At 64.5% G+C, this 20,253-nt stretch carries 20 protein-coding genes and 1 tRNA gene; 7 read left to right on the top strand and 14 right to left on the bottom strand.

The window, feature by feature from the left end; all coding sequences use genetic code 11:
• Window positions 1-116: 116 nt before the first annotated feature.
• Entirely contained in the window at window positions 117-1,385 is a 1,269-nt protein-coding gene (locus tag CGU34_RS09920; RefSeq protein ID WP_100809674.1) for an IS256 family transposase, read from the top strand.
• 374 nt (window positions 1,386-1,759) lie between these two features.
• On the opposite strand, the gene CGU34_RS09925 is transcribed toward CGU34_RS09920, so the two are convergent.
• Window positions 1,760-2,404: an alpha/beta fold hydrolase gene (locus CGU34_RS09925; RefSeq protein ID WP_081766128.1), complete on the bottom strand. Its 645-nt coding sequence runs from the start codon at window positions 2,402-2,404 to the stop codon at window positions 1,760-1,762.
• Window positions 2,328-2,588, bottom strand: a complete 261-nt coding sequence (locus CGU34_RS09930) for an alpha/beta fold hydrolase (protein ID WP_100814007.1) — start codon at window positions 2,586-2,588, stop codon at window positions 2,328-2,330. The genes CGU34_RS09925 and CGU34_RS09930 overlap by 77 nt, the downstream gene beginning before the upstream one ends.
• Window positions 2,589-2,611: 23 nt before the next feature.
• Between CGU34_RS09930 and CGU34_RS09935 the strand changes: the two genes are divergently transcribed.
• A complete protein-coding gene (locus CGU34_RS09935; RefSeq protein WP_100814008.1) occupies window positions 2,612-3,142 on the top strand; it encodes a TetR/AcrR family transcriptional regulator in 531 nt (176 codons plus the stop codon).
• A 150-nt stretch (window positions 3,143-3,292) separates the two neighbouring features.
• Complete coding sequence (locus CGU34_RS09940) at window positions 3,293-3,559, top strand: type II toxin-antitoxin system Phd/YefM family antitoxin (protein ID WP_051512946.1); 267 nt, start codon at window positions 3,293-3,295, stop codon at window positions 3,557-3,559.
• Window positions 3,560-3,795: 236 nt separating this feature from the next.
• Here the strand turns inward: CGU34_RS09940 and CGU34_RS09945 are convergent, their stop codons facing one another.
• The 6 genes from CGU34_RS09945 to CGU34_RS09970 all read right to left on the bottom strand — a co-directional run bounded on the left by CGU34_RS09945 (window position 3,796) and on the right by CGU34_RS09970 (window position 9,232).
• Entirely contained in the window at window positions 3,796-5,199 is a 1,404-nt protein-coding gene (locus tag CGU34_RS09945; RefSeq protein ID WP_100814009.1) for a plasmid pRiA4b ORF-3 family protein, read from the bottom strand.
• A 56-nt stretch (window positions 5,200-5,255) separates the two neighbouring features.
• Entirely contained in the window at window positions 5,256-5,942 is a 687-nt protein-coding gene (locus CGU34_RS09950; protein ID WP_051512950.1) for a nucleotidyl transferase AbiEii/AbiGii toxin family protein, read from the bottom strand.
• Window positions 5,935-6,552, bottom strand: coding sequence for a hypothetical protein (locus CGU34_RS09955; protein ID WP_051512952.1), 618 nt, complete (start codon window positions 6,550-6,552; stop codon window positions 5,935-5,937). Before CGU34_RS09955 ends, CGU34_RS09950 begins: the two co-directional genes overlap by 8 nt.
• Before the next feature lie 103 nt (window positions 6,553-6,655).
• Window positions 6,656-7,519 (bottom strand): nuclease-related domain-containing protein, encoded by an 864-nt coding sequence (locus CGU34_RS09960; protein WP_232711626.1) that lies wholly within the window; start codon window positions 7,517-7,519, stop codon window positions 6,656-6,658.
• Between the two features lie 114 nt (window positions 7,520-7,633).
• Window positions 7,634-8,275: a thermonuclease family protein gene (locus CGU34_RS09965; protein WP_157811273.1), complete on the bottom strand. Its 642-nt coding sequence runs from the start codon at window positions 8,273-8,275 to the stop codon at window positions 7,634-7,636.
• 312 nt (window positions 8,276-8,587) lie between these two features.
• A complete protein-coding gene (locus CGU34_RS09970; RefSeq protein WP_232711627.1) occupies window positions 8,588-9,232 on the bottom strand; it encodes a hypothetical protein in 645 nt (214 codons plus the stop codon).
• Window positions 9,233-9,351: 119 nt separating this feature from the next.
• Between CGU34_RS09970 and CGU34_RS09975 the strand changes: the two genes are divergently transcribed.
• Window positions 9,352-9,531, top strand: coding sequence for a DNA-binding protein (locus CGU34_RS09975; RefSeq protein ID WP_232711628.1), 180 nt, complete (start codon window positions 9,352-9,354; stop codon window positions 9,529-9,531).
• Window positions 9,532-9,715: 184 nt separating this feature from the next.
• Here the strand turns inward: CGU34_RS09975 and CGU34_RS09980 are convergent, their stop codons facing one another.
• Window positions 9,716-10,123, bottom strand: a complete 408-nt coding sequence (locus tag CGU34_RS09980; RefSeq protein ID WP_100814013.1) for a hypothetical protein — start codon at window positions 10,121-10,123, stop codon at window positions 9,716-9,718.
• A 466-nt stretch (window positions 10,124-10,589) separates the two neighbouring features.
• Between CGU34_RS09980 and CGU34_RS09985 the strand changes: the two genes are divergently transcribed.
• Genes CGU34_RS09985 through CGU34_RS09995 form a run of 3 tightly spaced genes read left to right on the top strand, consistent with a single transcriptional unit; the run spans window position 10,590 to window position 12,531 of the window.
• Complete coding sequence (locus tag CGU34_RS09985; RefSeq protein WP_157811274.1) at window positions 10,590-11,162, top strand: ATP-binding protein; 573 nt, start codon at window positions 10,590-10,592, stop codon at window positions 11,160-11,162.
• Window positions 11,159-11,986, top strand: coding sequence for a bis-aminopropyl spermidine synthase family protein (locus CGU34_RS09990; RefSeq protein WP_100814015.1), 828 nt, complete (start codon window positions 11,159-11,161; stop codon window positions 11,984-11,986). Before CGU34_RS09985 ends, CGU34_RS09990 begins: the two co-directional genes overlap by 4 nt.
• Before the next feature lie 32 nt (window positions 11,987-12,018).
• On the top strand, window positions 12,019-12,531 hold the full coding sequence (locus tag CGU34_RS09995) for a hypothetical protein (protein ID WP_232711629.1): 513 nt from the start codon (window positions 12,019-12,021) through the stop codon (window positions 12,529-12,531).
• Here CGU34_RS09995 and CGU34_RS10000 read toward each other — a convergent pair.
• From CGU34_RS10000 to CGU34_RS10020, 5 genes are all read right to left on the bottom strand, one after another.
• Window positions 12,507-13,199 (bottom strand): hypothetical protein, encoded by a 693-nt coding sequence (locus CGU34_RS10000; RefSeq protein WP_157811275.1) that lies wholly within the window; start codon window positions 13,197-13,199, stop codon window positions 12,507-12,509. The genes CGU34_RS09995 and CGU34_RS10000 overlap by 25 nt on opposite strands.
• Window positions 13,183-14,211 (bottom strand): ImmA/IrrE family metallo-endopeptidase, encoded by a 1,029-nt coding sequence (locus CGU34_RS10005; protein WP_100814018.1) that lies wholly within the window; start codon window positions 14,209-14,211, stop codon window positions 13,183-13,185. The genes CGU34_RS10000 and CGU34_RS10005 overlap by 17 nt, the downstream gene beginning before the upstream one ends.
• A gap of 1,147 nt (window positions 14,212-15,358) precedes the next feature.
• Window positions 15,359-15,446: transfer RNA gene (locus CGU34_RS10010), tRNA-Ile, on the bottom strand.
• Between the two features lie 557 nt (window positions 15,447-16,003).
• The gene (locus CGU34_RS10015; protein WP_100814019.1) at window positions 16,004-18,748 is read right to left on the bottom strand and encodes an AAA family ATPase; all 2,745 of its coding nucleotides are present in this window, start codon (window positions 18,746-18,748) and stop codon (window positions 16,004-16,006) included.
• Window positions 18,749-18,893: 145 nt separating this feature from the next.
• A complete protein-coding gene (locus tag CGU34_RS10020; protein ID WP_100809640.1) occupies window positions 18,894-20,135 on the bottom strand; it encodes an IS256 family transposase in 1,242 nt (413 codons plus the stop codon).
• Window positions 20,136-20,253: the final 118 nt, after the last annotated feature.

Below are 20,253 nucleotides of genomic sequence, written 5' to 3' on the forward strand. Positions count from 1 at the left end.
GGGTGCGTCTCGTAGCTTGGTGTCAATTCCTGCGGGGTTCTCGTCGTCGTTGACGTAGGAGGGCCATCGTGGGATGACCAGTTGTTTCCGCCAAGAAGCAAAGAAGAGATCCCACGATGACCCAGAATCAGTCTGCCTTGACGACCCTGATCGCAGAAGTCCTCGCCGATCCTGACCTCGCCCATTCCGACGTGTTCCGTCGGATGCTGCAGGCGGGGCTGCAGGACCTTGTTGACGCGGAAGCGACCGCGAAGATCGGCGCGGCCCGTTACGAACGCACGGCGGAGCGCACCACGCGTCGCAACGGTGCTCGCGCGAAGACGCTCGCCACGCCCGCGGGGGAGGTCGACATTCAGATTCCGAAGCTGCGGGAGGGGTCGTTCTTCCCGAGCCTGCTCAGCCCACGCCGCCGTGTCGACAAGGCGCTCTACGCGGTGATCTGCCAGGCCTGGATCGACGGAGTCTCCACCCGCAAGGTCGACCAGCTCGTCCGCGCGCTGGGCAACGACACCGGCATCAGCCGGTCCACCGTCTCCCGCATCTGCTCCGAGATCGATGAGGTGGTGCACGAGTTTCTGCACCGCCGGCTCGATCACACCTGGTTCCCGTACCTGTTCCTGGACGCCACCTACCTCGACGTGCGCCACCGTGGCCGGGTTCTCTCCCAAGCCCTCATCGTCGCGACCGGGGTCAGCGGCGACGGCCGTCGGGAGATCCTCGGGATGGCTCTCGGCGACGCGGAGACGACGGACTTCTGGACCGAGTTCCTCCGCTCCCTCCGCGACCGCGGTCTGAAAGTCTCCACCGACACAGACCCGCTCGGCGTGACCCTCGTCACGTCCGACGCTCACGCCGGCATCAAAGCCGCCGTCAAAGCGATCCTCCCCGGATCGGGCTGGCAGAGATGCCGCGTCCACTTCGCTCGTAACGTCACCCAGAAGCTCGGATCGGCACGCTCCAAGCCCGTCAACGCGCTGATCTCGACGATCTTCGCGCAGACCACCCCCGAGGCCGTGATCGCCCAGTATCACCAGGTCTCCACGTCCCTCCGCGGGTCGTTCCCGGAGATCGCAGACATGCTCAATGCTGCCGAAGCAGACCTCACCGGATTCGCGCCGCTCCCGCGTGAGCATTGGCAGAAGGTCTGGTCCAACAACCCGATCGAGCGCCTCAACCGTGAGATCAAACGCCGCGCCGACGTCGTGCAGATCTTCCCCGACCGCGACTCCGTCACCCGCCTCATCGGCGCCGTCCTGCAGGAGCAGCACGAGGAATGGCAATACGGTGAACGCCGCTACCTCTCCGACATCTCCATGCGCAAACTCGTCCACACACTCCAAGACCACGCCGAGCCTGAGCGCCCCGACCTGTTCCTCACCGCCTGACCCTCACCCATCAAGGAAGCAGCCGGATTGACACCACAACACGGGACTTGACCGCATAATGCTCAATTCGACCCGAACCAGCAAAAACCGCATTATTACGCGGATTCTCTGAAATCAGTACGACGTCGCGCAACCCATAAAAACACGTTGCAGCAAACACTTTGCGGGCAAAATGCGGGCAAAAATCGCCCGGAACTAGCCGCTCTTGAGGTATCAGTGATGGTGTGTGTTTCTGATGTCTAGGTCCACCTTCAGTCACTCAGGGTCAAGAAAGCACTTTGCTCTGCAGAATGCCACCAAATGACGCGTGCATGAGCAATGTGCTCGAATGAGCTTCGTCTCTCCGCTGGCTCAATCTCGCCCTCCTATCCGCCTCACCTCAGGTGCGCCCAGAACGTCATCAGCGCCTCTGCGACTGCTGCGGGTTGTTCGAGCGGCACGAGCGTACGCGCTGCCGAGATCGTGAGCGATGTCGCGTCCGGCGTCAGCTCCGCCGCACGACGCGCGTCCTGCGGACTCCAATCCCCTCGGTCGTCCGAGGCTATGAACAAGCTCGGCACGCGGATGTTCGTTAGCCGATCCGTGACATCCGTACGGTCGACGATGAACGATCTCAGTGCCCGGCTCATGCTTTGGCGCGTCGGCCGCCCCAGGCTCTCGATCACGATGTCGCGGATGCCGGGAGTGGCCGCCGAAGCATCCGTCAGCATGGCCGCAACGACCGCTTCGCGCACGGGTCGGATGGGGCCCGCAAGCCGCAACAGGGGGTGAAGGATCGCGATCTTGCGCCTAAGGTCCGGCGGCAGCGGTTCGGTCGGTGCGCTGATCGCGACGAAACTACGTAGCACCGAGGCATCCGTCGCAAGCTGGTAACCCACGTGGCCGCCGAAGGCATTGCCGACCCAGTCGACCGGCGCTGTCGCACCGAGACCGCGCAGCGCGTCACGTGCGGCGGTCTGCGGCCTCGGCGATGCTGGTGCGCCGGGCGAGCACGTCGCTGCGCCCGAGTCCTGGCGGATCGATCAGCACGTACTCGCGGCCGGGTGCACCCGCCAGCAGCAGGGGCAGCACCCCATCCCACGTATGGCTGTCGACGAACATCGACGACCACAGCACGGTCATATGGCCGCTTCCGGTGCGGCGCACGGCCAGGGAGCCGAGGCGGGTGTCTACTCGTTCGAGGCGTTCTGTGAAGGTATCCATGATTTGATGTCACCCTGACTAACATGAATGAGCGCAAGTACCGGATGTCTGCTCGCGCCGACGCCGCCGCACTCACGGGCGAGCGGATCGTGGACGCGATGCTGGAGCGTCTACGAACCACGCCCTACGAGTTGATCCGACTGGAAGACGTCGCCTCGGACGCAGGTGTCACCGCACAGACCGTGATCCGCAGGTTCGGCAACAAACCCGTGTTGATGACGACGACGGTCGAGCGGGAACTGGGACGCATCGTCGCTCGACGCGAGGCTGCCATGCGCGCCAGCCCTGCCGAGACCATGCGTGCACTGGTCGAACATTACGAGGACTACGGCCTGTTGATCCTCAAGACATACTCCGAGGCGCCACTCGTGCCGGGGCTCCCCGAGCTCGCCGCACACGGACGCGCCTACCACGTCGACTGGTGCCGCCGTGCCTTCGCCGCGCATCTCGCCCCCCCCAACCGAACGAGGAGACAACGAAGCGCCACCTCGCCGAGATCGTCGCGGTCTGCGACGCGACAACGTGGCGCATCCTGCGTTTCGACGGCAACCTGAGCGCCGAGGGCACGGAGCAGGCGATCGCCGAACTTCTGACTCCCCTGCTCCACTAGAAGCTGTAGGGAGCGGGACGAGCAGGTCCGGCAGGGCGACGACCGCCCTGTTCTTTCCGAGTCGAGCGTGCTACAGCGCGCTACGCTACGTCCCGTGGAGACCGTGACACATCGCGAGATGCGCAACCGCAGTGGCGAGATCCTGCGCAGGGTTGAGGCCGGCGAATCGGTGCTGGTCAGCAACAACGGCCGCCTGGCTGCCCTCATCGTCCCCGTAGGAGGCGAGCCCCTTGACGGGCTCATCGCACGAGGCGAGGCAAGGCCAGCCCGCACCAGTAGTGATGCGCTGGCAGACATCACGCGGACGGTTTCGCCCGTGAGTACACGGCAGCTGCTCGATGACAGTCGAGGCCGCTGGTGACGGTGGCCTACCTGGACACCTCGGCCGCGATGAAACTGGTGATCGAGCAGACCGAGTCTGAAGCGCTCGTCGCCGCTCTCACTGATTCCTCGCGACGCCTGGCGGCGTCCTGGCTTCTGCATACCGAGTTGCATTGTGCCGCGGGTCGGCATCCGGCGATCATCTCCATCGATGCGATCACGGCAGTGCCGCGTCGGCCGGGATCCGGGTGGTCGCACCGGCGTCAGCCCGCCTCGCTATTTGAGCGCGAGGCGGGCGATCGCGCGAACAGCGGTGGTGGGAGGGACGTCACGGCGCCGACCCCCCGCCCGCCAGAGGCCGAGCGCATAAAGCACGTCGAGTGCCGGCTCGGTCAGTGACGTGAACCCGCGCTGGTCGAGTTCTCGACCCTGCGAGTCGACGTAGCCGAGTTCGTTCAGTACGTCGATCACCTGGCGCCCCGCTTCGCGTCGCGTCGCGATGCTCCCGTCGGCCAGGCCGATCGTGAATATGGTGCTGGCGACCCGCTGACCGTCCGTCATCCGCTGGCGCAGCAGCATCCGCGCGATCTGCTCGGCAAGCACCGCTGGTCGTCCGATCGCAGGACGAGTCCGGCCGACAAGCTCTAGACGACCCTTCACCTTGCGGATCAGGCGCAGCCGTTCAGCTGATGCGCGCAGTTCGCGCATCGGGTAGGTCAGATCTTCGCGGTTCGCCTCGCCGATCCAGTCGTCGCGCCAGCCAAGTGCCGTCATCCCTTCTAGCACGACGGCGGGCGGCATCCATCCAGCCTTCGTCAACGTCAGCCCTTCGACTCCGATGTGATCGATGAGCCAGGCGTAGGGCTTCACGGCGACCGCGACGTCCTCATCACGAAGCCGCTCGGGTGTGAGCAGTTCGCTACGCCGAAGGTGCCGGCGCAGATTCGACCTGTATGGCACGGGCAGGTCGGAGGCGAACTGAGCGATGGGTGAGTCGACTCTGACGCCGGTCGAAGCATCCGCGAGTCCCGCGAGATCTCCTCCCGCCCGGCTGAACAGCGCGGCGAGTTCGTCGCGCGCACCGTCCAGATCGGCGTCCTCGAGGTCGCCTGTCGCCCACGGTCCGACGGCGGTCGCGACCCACGCTTTCGTCGACCGATGATCGGTGTGCGACGGTTTGGCGAGAATTTCGGCGATTTCCTGGTAGCCGCCGATGCCGCCGGAATCCTCGAACGGTGCGCGCCGCTCACCGGAAATCAGCTGCGCGAGTGGCTCGCCGGGCCGCGCGGCATGGCGGTCGACTAGGTCGATGCGGTGCAGCCAGTTGTCGCCCGAGTCGTAGACGTACCACAACGGCCCATCGTGCTGCATGGCCTCGCCGATGGTCGTGTCGGCCTCATCCTCCTCACCCTCAATCTCGGCCTCAGCCAGCGACCAGGCATCCACCCACGCGCGAGGCTGCCGCCCGATGCGCGGGATGCCGTTGCTCATCACCCAGGGATCATCTTCGGAGAACCGGTGCAGGTGCGAGCCGAACCAATTGAAGACCACCTGCAGCACCATGTGCAGCTGGGCGAGCGACAGGCTGTCGTCGACATCGATGGTGCGCCAGATCTCCGGCTCGATACCGACGATCGATGCCCGCAAGCGAAGAATGCGGCGAGAAGGGCGAGCGGGCACGAACCAACGCTACCGGGCTGCCCCAGCAGACCTCGGCGCCCAATACCCAATCGTCCTCACAGCGTGCGCGGAGAAAGCGTGTGCGGAGACGCATACGCGAGCGCCGCCTGGGCCCACTCGCGACGCCATCGCATCATCGCTTTCTGGTCGGCCTTGGACAGCTTGACGAGCTGCGGGACGAGTCGGAACATCTCGTCGACGTATCCGGGGATGTCCCCCGGTGGTCCGGCGGTCGCCTCGGACAGCATTCGAAGCGCGAGGGCCGGATCAACGCCCTTCTTCAACAGAGCGAGAACCTCCCGGGCATCCTTGGTTCCCTTCTCCGAACGGAAGCGATCGAAGAGCGCAGCGAGCTTAGTGACGAAATGCGCCTCGATCGTCAGAAGCAACCAGGGCGGAGCAATGTCGTCGTCGACGTACTCAGCGAGCACTTCGACCTTGAGCTTGAGCCTCGTGCCGAGTTTCGACTCATGCGGGAGGTAGATGTCCAAATGCACCCCTTCCACCTCGCCGCGAAACTTACGGGCCAGGTGGACCGAGTTGTCCGTGAGACTTTCGACGACCGAATCGAGTAGGTAGCGAGAGCTCGGAGTAACGATCAGGTCGATGTCGTGACTGATTTCACCCCCGACCCGCAGGTGCGTCGCCCATCCGCCGATCAAGATCGATGGGTCGAGGTCGCGCCCGACGTGGTCGAGGACGCGGCGAATCTTCTCGTCTGATTCATTCAGGGATTCAGACATGCGCTTCCTCCGCGGGCTGTTCCCAATCCGCTCGCTCGAAAAGTCTCGAGTGGAGGGCTGCGCGAAACTCGCTGGCCTGCCACCCGGGCATCGCAAACAGGTCGGCGTAGGTCTGAGCGACGCTCGAGTAGCCCTCCCGCCACACTCGCGCGGCGACCCGGTCGCGCGAGACCACCCGAACCTCTTCGCCGTTGGCGAGGCCTTGGGTAACGCCCGCGTCGGCGTAGATCAGCCGAGTCCCCTTGTCGGCGATCGTGTTGACGCCCCCTAGCCAGTGCAGCGCGGCATCCGTTCCGCCAAAGGCGATAGCCGTCGGATGCTCGTTCGTCAAACTCTGGGCTGCGCTCAGCGTGGTCATCGCGACGGTGTCGCGGATCAAGTTGCGATTCGCCGCCATCGTGAGCACAACCTTCTCGGGGCTGACGACAATGATCCCGCCACGACGCCGAGTTTGGACCGCGCCGATCTCCACCAGGCGACCAAGTGCCTGGTGAGTGCTGGAGACAGGGGCGTCGACGGCAGCGGCAAGCGCGCTGAGGTCTGGCCACTCGCGACGACCAGCAAGGGCACCCTCGGCCAGCGTCCGCCACACGATCTCGTTCGTCTTCACGGATCAAGCTTGGCATAATTCGTAAATGTACGGAACGTCTATCCGTCAATTTATGGAAGATGTGTCCGTGTATCTACGGATGCCGATCATCATCGCGCCTCGGTCAGCTGTTCCTCGGAAACACAGCCCTGAGTCGACCATAGACAGCGTCCACGTCGATGGCAGCTGGGGCATCCGCGGATATCCGCTTCGTGAGCAGACGCGGCCACACCACCTCGATGTCGCGCACAGTGAAGTCACCACCGATGAGGGGCCAGTCGGCCTCGAGAAAGCACAGCACACCGCGGACGACGACATCCGGGTCGGCCACAGCACCGGCGACCTTCTCGACCTGAGACTGAACTCCGTCGACGAGTTTGGTCTGGTCGCGACCGCCCACTCGAAGCGACTCGACACGAGGCCGGAGGATCCCGCCTTCGACGCGCAGTTCGGGACGTTTCCCCTTGTACCGTTTCGCGTCGATCACCCACACCCCCGCGGAAGAGACGACGATGTGGTCGATGTTCGCCCGCGAACCAGGGACCCGGCGGTCATGAAGAACACGCATATCGCTCGGGAGATCCTTGAGTCGCTCGGCCAGCAGCTCCTCGCCGATGGCACCGCGCTCCCAAGCGCGAGTGCTCTGGGGATCATCAGATAGCGCCAGGATCAGTCCGCCGAGCTTCGGATGAGCCGCTCGGATGCGCTGCTCCCGACCCGTCTTGCGACGCTCGTACTCTCGCCGCGCGGACCCACCCGCCACGTCGATGTCGATTTCGGGTTCGGGCCGGGGCTCCGTTTCGGTCCCGGTCTCGGCCTCGATGTCGGCGCCAACCGCTGTCTCGGGGCACTGAACACATCGAACGGTCTTCGTCTCGCGCTCGTAGATCCCGTGTTGTCCGGCTGGCAACGGGGTGCTGCAAAGCCGACAGATGCCGGAGTAGCGCAGCCGCATCCGCTTTTCAGCCGGAAGGCGTTCACTCGTCACGGGCTGAACGTATCACCGGTATGCGAGGCCAACGCCGGCGAAACCACTAACGCGTAAACCCGTCAACGAATGAGCGATCACGGTACGAATAGCCGCCGCAGAGAGCGAAAGCGCCTACTCGCACGCCAATCCATCGCCTTCACCGTCACCATTGTTGCCAGTCCCATGAGCGAACCAATCGTAGATCGATGCTTCTGAGGGGTTATCGCGTGAGAACGGACCTGTCGGGTGTCCGTTGACATTCTGCTTGAGCTTCGTACACGACGTGTATTGCCTCCACCACTCATCGACCGCTGGCGGCGGGGCCGCAGCCTCCGCGGCCTGCTGCTCGGCCACGATTCTCGCCTGTTCTGCCGCGTCGGACGCAGCTTTGCAGGCGACAGTTATCACTGCCCCATCTGCGGCGACGGTCGCGACCTGCGCGGCGTGGTAGTCCGACTCCCGCGGGTGTGCGGGGTAGCCGTCCGTCGAGTCAAATCGGGCAACCGCCAGCCCGGCCGTCAGCAACGTCAATCCAACGTCTACACCCTCGTCCGTGCCGACGTAACGCAAGATTCTCCCGTACTGGTCCTCATCGTTCTCCCCGTCCGGAAGCTCCAAGATGATCGGATCACCCTGGCTGAGGAGGGACGATACGAGCGTCGATGCTTCCGCGTATCCACAGGCGCCGCGCTCTGGCGCATCGATACCAATGATGCGCACCGTGCCGGCGCTGGTCTCGACGGTGTCACCATCAACGACCGACTCGAACGTCACCTGCGATTCAAGCGTCGAAGTCGCCGAGTCAGCGCCGTCAGAAGCTGATCCCGCTGCACATCCGACAAGCGAGAAAGCGATGACAACAGTAACTCCACACAAAGCTCCGCGCATAAGGCTGAGCCTAGGCCGCGCTCCTCCTCCGAGCTGATAACGGTGTGTAGCTTCGACGCGCGGCTACCGCGTGCGCTATCGCACGCCGGATCGCACCGGAACGTTCGGCACGTTGCGCCCGTTCTCCCAAGCGAAGACTTCTCTGCTCGTGACATCCCAAATAGATATCACTTCCCATGCATCGGCCGCGGGGCCTGGTCATCGACCGATGGTCGGCCCTCCAGGCCCAGAAGACCCAGTGTGCGGCGCGGCAGGATCGTACGGCCGCCCCGGGTTGTACGGGTCAACCGCCGGCGCCCGCCGAGGCTCCTGGATCCGCACTTCCGGCGCGAGACCCGCATCACGAGCGCGGGTCATGAGGCGCGTCGCGGTGCTCTGACTGATCCTGAGAGTGTCGGCGACGAGCTTGAGCGGCGGGTAGCTGATTGCCGTCGCGACGCGATAGACGGCGATCGAGTCGTGCAGCGCCTCCGAGGGGTCGCGCTTCCCCGCCGCCCGCAGGCGGTTGAGGAACTGCCGCACCGGGATGCGGTCATGATCGCTCACACCGTCCCCGCCAACGTCGACCGTGACGACGTCGAGTGCTGATGTCGTCATGATCCAGTGCGTGCGCACCTCGCGGAGCATCTGGCTGGTGATGTCGACACCTTCCCCCTCGCGCTCGAGGGCGGCGGACGCGACGGCGGTGCGGCCGAGCGCAGCATCCCACTCCACGCGCACGGTGATCGTGCCCGGCACGTCCTGCTCCCCCGACACGCGCGCATTCCAAGACTTCGGCATCGATACGCGGCTACCGAGATCGATGCGATCGTCGCTGATGTCATATGCCTCCACGTCTGCCATGCAGCCCACTATTCCAGGTCATCGGCGATTCGCGAAGAAGACTGTCGATCTTGGCTCACAAACGTGCTACCTTGCCCCGAATGGAGATTGACACTGCTGGCTCAATGAAGGGGAAGACCATGAACCGCTCACCGGAACACCTTGCTCTCACGATGAAGGATGCCGCCAAACTCGTCGGCGTCGACTACCGCACCATCAAGCTCGGCATCGAGAACGGGACCATCCCCACGGTCCAGCTCGGCCCGCGCCGAATGATCCCCCGCGTCCCGCTGCTGCGTGTTTTCGGGATCAATGCCTGAGCGATTGTTGTCCACTGCGCGGTGGCCCCGATGGCGCGGTGGGATCCCAAAAACGTGCATGCGCGCTGGGGGCACCATTGCGTGTGATCTCGCACGTCCCAGCGAGCCTTGCGCCCAGTCGGTCCTGCTCGGCGAGAGGCACTGGCGCCGAGCGTTAGATGCCCGCAGAGCTGCCCACGGCGAGCTACGCGACGGGAGTCTGCACCCCGAGCCGGGCGTGCACCTCAGCAACGATGGTATCCGCGAGCGCCTGCGGAATGGGGGACTGACTGTTCTCCGAGATGATCCAGTACTTTCCGGTAAGGCGTCCGTAGTCGCAGAAGTCGACCTCCGCCTCCCAGCTCGTTAGGCCGCTATTCGACTTGACGTGGATAGTGACGATGAGCCCGTCAGCGCCGCTCGCGTACACACGGGGGAGCTTCTGCGCCGTCTTGTTGACTACCTCCAGAAAGGCATCCTGGGGGAAGCGAGGATCCCACTCCACAGGCGTACCGCGTCGCTTCGCGGTCTCCTTTGATGAGCGGACACCGGCGACAATGCCATACGCCGCGAGCGCGACAGCGCCAGCCCCCATCAACACCTGAGCGATCATGCAGTCTCCATCCCCGAGCCGTGAAGTTCCCAGCCGTCGTCCTGCTACTTCTTGATGGTTCTGGACTCCATGCCGCGCATCGCGCGGGCGGTCCTTTCCTTGGACTGGACCTCGGTGTCCGGCGTCATCCTCGGCTGCCCTCATTCCGTGCCGAACCTGATCGGCCTTGCCGAGCCTATCGATCGCGCGGGTTTGGTTCTGACGCGGCTACCAGAGCGTGACGAAACTCAATGAGCATCCTCATGCGGGCGGTGGGCGTCAGCGGCGCCGCCCCCGGCGCGATCGAGGATCTCGGCGCCACGCGGTGACTCCAACCGAGTGCCGCGGCGTCCGCTCTCGCGGGTCACGTCACTTCACTCCAAGCGCGCCGCGCGATAGCAATTCGAATTGCTAGATATGGTTCGGGAGAGTGAGCCGTTCCGGCTCTTCGAGCGAGTCATTGCTAAGGGTCCCGCAGGGAGGATCAGTGACATTTGCGCTTTATCTGACGGGCGTGCCCGGTGTGGGAAAGTCCACAGTCGCAAGGTTGGTCGAATCAACCGCCGGTGCGGCCAGATACAGCTACGGCGAAATACTCACCGCCGCGCTCGGCGATCGAGTGCGGACACAAGCCGAACTTAGACGCGAGTCCAGCTCGGTTATCTCTGCCGCCGATGTGGCGGCTGCAGACTCTTTCGTTCGGCAAGAGTTGAAGCAAAATCGAGGTCGCCGGCACTCAGTCGTGGACTCTCATGCGGTGACTGCGGAGACATACGGCATGCGCGCCGTGCCGTTCGCTCGCGCGGATTTGGCGGCGCTTGCCATCTCCCACATTGTGTGCCTCACGGCATCTGAGAACGTGATCCGGACGAGGCTTCGCGATGCGAGTGAAGGCAGGAGAGAGCAGGACAGCACCGATTTCGAGCTCCATCAGGGTTTGCAGGCTTCGCTCGCGCTGGCGTACGCCGTCGAGCTGGGCGTCCCCGTCGGCTTCATTCGGGCCGACCGGCCGCTCGACACTGTGATGTCGGACGTCTTGAAGTTTGTGGGCGCGGAATGAGCGAGATCGATCTCCGGGCCGCGATTAACGCGGTATCTGACGTTGTGCAGAACCGACCACAAGCTATCCGCGAGTTCGACCAGATCTATATGAAGACCGGCGACATGATCCTCCAGAGTGAGTTCATCTCGCGCTGGGCTGCCGGCAAGCGAGTTGCTTTCGTCGGCGATGGCGACGCAATTAGCTCCTCGGTGGCCTATCTCGCCCACATCGGGATCTTGGATTCTGCGCCGTCGCAGATCACCGTCTTCGACTTTGACGAACGAATTGTCAACGGCATCAACCAGTTTGCAGAGTCCGCAGGCATCGGGCACTTGAGTGCTGTGCTGTACAACGTGTTCGACGAGCTTCCGACTGTCGCGGCATTCGATGCCTTCTACACAAACCCGCCGTGGGGTGCGAGCAATCGGGGGACGAGCGTGAAGCTGTTCGTTGAACGCGGTTTCGAACTCGTCGGGTACGACGGCAAGGGAGTGGTTGTCCTCGCGGATGATCAGAACCTCGAGTGGCCCCGCAAGGTTCTCCATGCCGTTGAGTCCCATGCACTGGAGAATGGGTTCTTCATCAGTCGGATGTCGCCGCAGCTGCACTCGTATCACCTCGACGACGCACCCGATCTCAAATCATGCAATCTCGTACTGGACGCCCTGCCTGGAAACGCTCGTGAGGTGGACAGCAGGCCGCGATTGGTCAGCGACTATGAGCATTTCTACGGGAACGGTCATCCACTGAATGTCCGGTTCATCCGGCAGAATCCGGGCAGCGACCCGCGGCGGGCTGGGAACAGCGAGTATCACTTCGAGTATCTGGACGGGAGCACGTGATGGAGATTGGCCCTGGGGATCGCGTTCTATTCATGAAGGTGGGCATCCACGCCGGAGAGAGCTTGGAGGACATTCTGGAACGCAAGCGCCGGGAGATAGACGACGTCGGCTTCGCGATGTGGGGGTATGGGGGAAGCTCCTGCCATCCCGCGCGGGTGCGTGACTACGTGCAACGGCCCGGCGGCCCAGTCAATCTCGTTATGCAGGAGATTACCTCGAACCACAACGCTGCTCAGGTTCGAGCTCGGGAGTATTCGGTCGACGGCGAGACGTGGGAAGAGGTGCCGGCGGACATTAACGTCCTCGGTTCGAAGTACGCGCTGTTTATCTCAAGTCTTGACGATGTTGAGACTGTGCTGGACTTGAGCGCCACGCGCGTCGGCGTCGGCAACCAACAGGGTCGGGTGGGCAAGGAATACATCCGTGGTCACGTCGACAAGGCTTGCCTGGACGTCGTCGATGCAACGACAGAGGACGCCGCGGGCATCAAGATTTCGCTCGCGGCGCCGCTCATCTCGCCCTACGCTGCGTTCTTGCGGTCATAACTAACTGCCTCAAAGCAGAGCGAGTCTGCGCTGATCATGATCTGCGGCGCCAAGCCCCGCAGATACTCGAGATAGCTGAGAAGCCCAACCATCGATGGTGGGGGCGAGAACGCGAGCCTCATTGCCGTATCGGCCGCCGGGGCTCGATGAACTCCGCTCGCAACATCCTCCACGCTCGTGTGCATGACAAGCGTCATCATCGCCTGTTCCAGTGCGCCCACACGCCCCTGCAGGGAGCCAAGTTGAGAGGCTCGACCCACGAGAGCTTCGAGAGCGATGATCGCGCGTTTGTCTCCAGTGAGCAGTGCGCCGGCACGTGCAGCGACCACCGCAGCAAGAAGTGACTCGCCGGGATCCAGCGGAAGCCTGAGTTCCGAAGCAAGGTCCTCCAGTGCTGCCGCGTTCGCTACCTCGGCCGCGGTGGGTTCCACGACCTCGGCTGCGGCGAGCAACGATTCGAAGAGACGCAGCACATCCGCACTCTCGCCGTGCCGTTCGACGGCCTTCTCGAGAGCATTTCGACAGACCCACTGAGCAGTGGCGAGAACCGCCATCGATCGGCACCTTTCGGGGCTGCAGCAATGAGCCAGGAGCTCGTCGATGAGCCCGTAGCGCACGAGCTTGATGATCAGGTCGTTATCCAGGAAGTAGTCATCCATCGTGCTCAAGGACTCCTAGCGCGCGGGTGATGTAGTCCCAGGAGTCGTCCGAAACACGGGACTCATCCAGTTGGCGAAATGCGATCGTATTCACCTGTTCCATTAGGTGCTTGTCGTAATGACCGGCCTGTCGCAGAGCGCCATACACTTGAGGCCACCGCCCGCTGCTACGGGCGAGCGCGAGGCCGACGAATCCGGGATCCACCCCTAATTCGGGTGCGACTCCCTGGATCGCATCGGCGGCCTCGGCGGCGTTGAAGTTGTGCTTCTCTGTCTCGACTGTGAACGTCGGGTCACCAGTGAGGAGTTCGAGAGCGAACGCGTCCGCGGCGGTCTCATCTGGATCGTGGGTTTCTGCTGCTGGTCGGTAGTCGACTTCCTTGCCCAGGTCGAGCGACAGATCCGCTACCGCCTCGCCGTCGCCTACGTGCCCGAGCGCGATGTGGCCAAGCTCATGAGCAATCATGAAAGCCAGGAAGGCGGGGAAACTCGTCCGCCGCGCGAGGAGGATTACCGGCCGCCCTTGAGCGAACACCGTCATCGCGTCCATCCGCTTTGCCTCAAGAGGGAAGACTGCCTGCGAAACGACGGGGACTCCCATCGCCCAGGAGAGCGAGATGAGATCGCCCGGCGAGACGAAGCTCGCGTATCGGAGAATGGCCTCGCGCGCCTCGGACGCAGCAGGCAGTCCCTGATACCGGGTCGTGGTCGCATCGGAGATCAACGTCGCTAGTGATTGCGCGACAGTCGTGAGCATGAGCTCGTCGATCTGGCGGGTGAGGCTCGCGCGCTTGAAACTTGCTCGTCCGCGCGTCACAAATGTCGGCTCGTCGTGCATGAGCGAAACCGCCGAGAGCCCCAGCTTCCTAGCGAGCGAGAAGCGGAGCTCGGCTTCGGCCGAGGGGGAACCAATAGCATCCTCGGACCACCACTGCGGCCACGCCGCTGATATCGCGTCGTTTGAGAGGCCAGTCTGGCGCAAACTACGTCGAAGCTCATCGGGAGTGGTGAAGATTGCCACTGTGCCACCTCCTGTCGCACGCTGGCGGTACCGTAGGACGGTGCCCCGCTCGGTAGATTCGCGCCCGTTCGATGGCGACGCTACCGTACGTTCTGACGCGCGCTCCGCATTCTGTTGGACACGATACGGCACTGAGTCCGGGGAACCGATTGAGTCGATCTTGCGCCGCAAGACGCGTGAGAGCGACTCCAATGAGGGCATATTTCTGTGGGGCGTCGGGAACAGCATCCGTCCTTCACTGCCCGCTCTGATCGAGCAAGAGCCAGATCCCCTGGTTCGTTTCAGCTCGATGTTGTCTCGCCCGCGAAAGCAGGACACGGATCCCTCTCGAATCCGGCTCTGGACAGCGGGCGTCACGTTGGCGGGACGTCACTTCGATGTCCCGGCGGAGGCGACCGTGACCAGCGCCGGGGATGTCGCGCGCGCAACCCATTTCGCGCTGGTGTGCTCGACTGATCGACCCCTCGTGGAATCGGCTCAGCCAGCCATCCATGCGTCTCAACTGAACAACCTCGCGAACGGGACCCGGGTTGGACACTCTCAGGTAACGGCAGTGGTATCGGAGACGAGGAACGCGCCAGTAGGCGGTGCAGTGTACGAGCGCGGATTCGTGGCGCGGCTAGTGGCGCCGTACTTCGTGACCCTCAAGAGTTTCATCGAGTTCGGCGCGGCGGAAGCGACACCAGAGGCTTTCCAGCGCGCGCGCCAAACGCTCGCCCATCCGCGGGCGGGCACGTGTGAGCAGACTCTCTTCGCAATGGAATAGCCGTCAACGTTGCGGATCGCAATATCCCCTGTCGCCCTAACGCTTCTCAACCCAACCGTCGAACATCTACCTCATCAACGCGAACGGGACTCATCTCGAGCAGGTCGCCGGAGAGCCGACGGACGGGTCCTCGAGATACGACCGAGGGTCACGAAGCTCGGACGGCGCGAATCGACTCGTCACTGTTGGCAGCGCATCGGTTCGCAAGACACTGGACGCTGCCGGTAGCGAGCCTCAACCTCGCCACCAGCGAGTTAAAGCAAATCGGGATCAAAGGTAGCGGACTGGTGCCGCATCTATGCATGATTGCCCAGGCACCGTGAGCGACACGTCGCCCGTCGTGCGTGCAGACCAAAACGTTGGCCGGTGGTTGGCGGGCGGCCCAGGCAGCGGGATTCGAACCCGCGGGCGACTTGCACCGCCACCCGAGTATCAGTCGGGCGCCTTAGGCCGCTCGAGCCATGCCTCCGTGGCACGCTGCGCGGTGGGTGCAGTCCATTGGTCCGCCAACGAGATGCCTCTGCTTACGCAGTGGATTCACAACTATGCCAGACAGGCCGACAAGCGCGCTCAGCGCGGACGGACGTGACTTCGGGCGATGCATGCCCTGAAGGTATAGAAAGCCTCTGACATCCGGTGTCGAGAGACCGTCCCCCGGCCACCGTCGCATGGATCCCTGAACGGGCATCACGCGGTTTGGCAGACACAGTGTTGACAGTCGCTCGCCTCGGATGGCTATTTCCGGCCCGGCTTCTACATCTCGCGTGTGGCAGATCTTGTTCCCGTGATCGTGGCAGGCGTGGGCGCGCTCGCGACCATTGCCGTCTAGCTCATCATGTCGAGAGGTGAGCCAGCGGGTTTGAAACCACTGTCGGCTATGAATTCGATGCTCGCGGCAATGCGGGACGACCAACCTGGCTGAACCGACTTCTCGCACGCCAGGATCTGAGCACATGCCTAATCCGATCCCGCCCCGGATAGCCGGCCCGGAGGCTAGCGCGCTGCGCGCCCGCCAATCGAGCGCCGCTACATCCCGATCCCACGCCCCGCACTCGGCGCCCCAACAATCGGCCCGGTCGCCATCGCCGCCAAGTCCCGCGCCCGTGCAGCACTCCGCATCTCCGCCTGAGCCGCACGAGCGGCATCCTGCATCGTCAGCTCGGGCGTGCCGCGCGACATCGATTCCGCCAGACTCTCGCGGGCCGCAGCATCCGTCCGCGAGACCACGATCGCGATGTTGTGCACGCGCCCGCGTGTAAGGCCCACGTAGAGGCCGGCGGCGTCCACATCGGGCCCGACCACAGAGGCATCGGCGGTGTCGCCCTGCACGCCATGGACCGTCGACGCGTAGGCCAGCTGCAAATGCTCCCGCGCATACTCGGAAGACACTCGCCGCAACTCGCCGCTGTCGCCGACCGACGCAAGATCGACGCAGTCCTGGCGGATGCCGCGCACGATCCACGGCGCACGATTCTCAACGCCCGTGAGCCGGTCGTTCCGACGGGTTTGGACGGTGTCACCGACGAGGATGCGCTGCTCCCCCATCCCGCACGCGACCACGCCGGGATCCAGCTCGCCGTGATCGACTCGCCGCTGCTGGATCGCGTCGTTGATCGCATCCGCCTCACCGTTGGTACCGGACACCAACGTCACCCGCTTGCCACGCGCGTGCCACTCGAAGTAAGCGTCGATCATCCGCTCACGGGCTGCATCATGATGATCAACCCGCGCGACATGACCGCGGTCCGTCAGCTCACCAGCGACCGCTATCGCGCCCTCTCGATCTCCCGCATCGCGCAGCCGTAGCGTGAGCGCCGCGTACTCCGGATCGCGGAACCGATGCACCGTATCGAGCTCTACCGCTGCATTCGCGTGCCGGATCGCTGAACCCATCGCACCGGAATGTCCGACCGGCAGCGCCTGGTGCGGGTCCCCGACGAACGCGAGCCCGACCCCCTGCTCAATCGCGAGGTCGGCGAGTGCATTCGCCGTCTGGAGATCGACCATGCCCGCTTCGTCGACCACAATTCGATCGCGAGGACGCAACACGTATCGCGTCGGCCCGCCATATGCGACACCCGTGCTGGGATCGACCTCTCCCGCACGCAGCCGGGTCCACACCATCGCACCGGCCTGATCGGCACCCCACCGGTAGCCGTGGTCTGCGAGCAGTGCATGGATGCTGGATGCCGCAGCCCCAACTTCGCGAGACGCCACAGAAGCCGCTTTCCGGGTGGGAGCGACGACGAGCATCCGCCGCCGTTGCGTCCCCAGGGCCGCGAACGCAACGCGCAGCATCGCCGTCTTGCCTGTGCCAGCGGGGCCGGTGACCGTTACGAGCCCGTCTGTCCCGGCGATCGCGCAAGCGGCAACACTCTGCGAAGTATCCAGTGCCGAGATCTCCTCGTTGGGCGCCAAGCGACGCAGCTCGTTCAGCAGGAGTGCACGCCCCGGCCGGGCGAGCACGTCAAGGCGTCCGGCGAGGCGCACCTTCGCGCGCACGGTCTCGGTCGCCATGAAGGCCTTCACGTGTGCTGGCGGCATCTCGGCAACCAGCCGATGGACGGCCTTCGCGGCGCGCGTCGAAATCTCGACGATTACGTCGTCGAGCTGATCGCGCGGCGCGACGATGCCGGTGCGTGAGAGCGTGCGCGTCGCGCCGGCTCGGATGTCAAAGGTGCTGAACCGCCCGCCACATGATGTGGACCGTTTATCCGCGTCCACGATCGCCGCGGCCGCGAGCAGGTCCAGATCGAGGGCGTCCAGCTCTGTGGAAGCGACGGCAATCGGCGCACGCACGGTGATCAGGCTTGGATCGATCGCCGCGATCTCGTCACGGACGCGCGTCTCCCACGACGTTTCGTCGAGGTCGGCCGGCTTGTTCGGCCGCGCAACCGCCCACGCGCGCCGGTCGATCTGCTGCAGCACCTCAACGCTCGGCGCCGATCCCCCGTGCGCCGCCGACCACTCCGCGATCAGGCGCGCGCGGTTGGCCTCGATCTGCGTCGATCGGCGCGAGAGGGGGCGGACGGCGTCGGCGAGTTCGGCAATCTCGCCCGAGTCGTCGAGTTTGTATCCGTGGCGCGCGAGCGCGGCGATCCACGCGGGGTCTGTACGGGCGGCGAGTTCGCCCTCGGCATTGATGACGGTGTGCAGCTTCATGGCGACGCGCGAGTCGAGGTTCGACCACTTCCCATCCGCGCCGAGCACTTTGATGTTCAGCCACAGGTGACGGTGAATGTGCGGGTCGAGCGCGCGCGAGCGACGATGCTGCAGCTCGACGACCTCGATGCGAGCGATCTCCTCGCGGACGAGCCCACCGTGCCCGCGCCGCGCGTTGAGCTCGGTCTGCCACGTAAGCAGGATGCGCTCACGAAGCCGGTCTTGCAGCGCTTCGAACTCGGCAGCGAGTTCCGGATGCAGCAGCGCGGCGATGCTGTACGACTTCGGGTGGTTGAGCGTCCCGTCAAGCAGCAGGTCGGCGTCTGGGCTCAGCCGCTGATGACCGCGCTCCTCCCCCGTGATCGGGTCGTGCCCGGTGAGCCAGACACGAAGACCCCCGGCCGAGAGCTGATCAGTCGTGATGACGCCGTTGTCGACGATGAACCGAGAGACGGTGGAATCGGATGCTGCGCCATACGCCTCGAGCGCTTCGACACCCGTCGGGTGGGGCATGTGGGCGTCGCAGGTGCCCTCGAGAGCGTACGAGATTGCGTGCCGGACCCCGCGGGATTCGACACCCCTCTTCCACCGCTCCAGTCCTCCGCGCATGGCGCCAGAGTAGGTCAGGTTTTTCCGCTTATCCAGGGATTTTTCTGCGTTGCAGGTATCTGTAGCAAAGCGGTTTCAAAGGGCGTCGCCCGGTCAAGTCCTGGGACGTGGTGTATCGGTGATCGTGTGATCCCTCGTGTCGAGGTCAGGCTGTGAGGGCCCGAAGGTCGGGTTCGATCACCTCCTCTGTGGTGGGTTCGCCGACGCGGCGTGCGGCGGCGAGGGCGTCGAGGCCGAGGTAGCGGCGTTGCTCGGCCCACTCGTCGTGTTGCTCGGCGAGGACGGCGCCGACGAGCCGGATGATCGCGTCGCGGTTCGGGAAGATGCCCACGACGTCGGTGCGGCGGCGGATCTCCCGGTTGAGGCGTTCGTTCGGATTGTTGGACCAGATCTGCCGCCAGATGCTCTTCGGGAACGCGGTGAACGCGAGGATCTCCTCACGTGCGGCCTCGAGGTGCTCGAACGACCTGGGGAGCTTGTGCTCGAGCGCGTCCAGGACGCGGTCGAACTGGGCGTGCACGGACTCCGCGTCGGGCTGGTCGAAAACCGTGCCCAGCAGGGTCTTCACCCATGGCCACGAGGACTTTGGGGTCACGCTCATCAGGTTCGCCGCGTAGTGGGTTCTGCACCTCTGCCAGGACCCGCCGACGGTCGCGCCGATCGCTGCGACCAGACCTGCGTGTGCGTCGGACGTGACGAGCTTCACGCCGGTCAGGCCTCTCGCGACGAGGTCGCGCCAGAACGTCAGCCAGCCGGCGCCGTCTTCGGTCGAGTTGACTTGCAGACCGAGGATCTCGCGGTAGCCGTCGGCGTTCACGCCGGTCGCGACCAGCACCGCGACCTTCACGACCCGGCCGCCCTCGCGGACCTTCATGGTGAGCGCGTCGGCGGCGACGAACGAGTACGGGCCGGCGTCCAACGGCCGGGTGCGGAACGCGGTCACCTGCTCGTCAAGGTCGCGCGCCATCTCCGACACCTGCGACTTCGACAGCCCGGTGATCCCGAGGGTCTTCACCAGGTCATCCATCCGACGGGTGGACACGCCGAGGAGGTAGCTGGTCGCGACCACGGTGGTCAGTGCGGCCTCCGCGCGGCGGCGGCGTTCCAGCAGCCACTCCGGGAAGTAGGTGCCCTGCCGGAGCTTGGGGATCTTCACGTCGATGGTCCCGGCGCGGGTGTCGAAGTCGCGGTGGCGGTAACCGTTGCGACGGTTCACCCTGTCGTCGCTGATCGTGCCGTAAGCGGCGCCGCAGATCTGGTCCGCGTCCGCGGATAGCAGCTGGTTGATGAACGTGCCGAGCATCTCCCGCAGCAGATCGGGAGACGCCTGCGCGAGGTGGTCTTCGAGGAAGCGGGCAGGGTCGATATCGTGGGGTGAGACGGTCATCGTCGGGGTCCTTTCGAGATGGATGTGAAGAGTTCTCTCGAAGGATCACGCGGTGACCGTCGCTACGTCCGCAGCGACACGGTCACCCGATCCGTACACCACCTTGCCGGACGCCACC

Source organism: Microbacterium lacus (genome assembly GCF_002812805.1).
GTDB lineage: Bacteria > Actinomycetota > Actinomycetes > Actinomycetales > Microbacteriaceae > Microbacterium > Microbacterium lacus_A.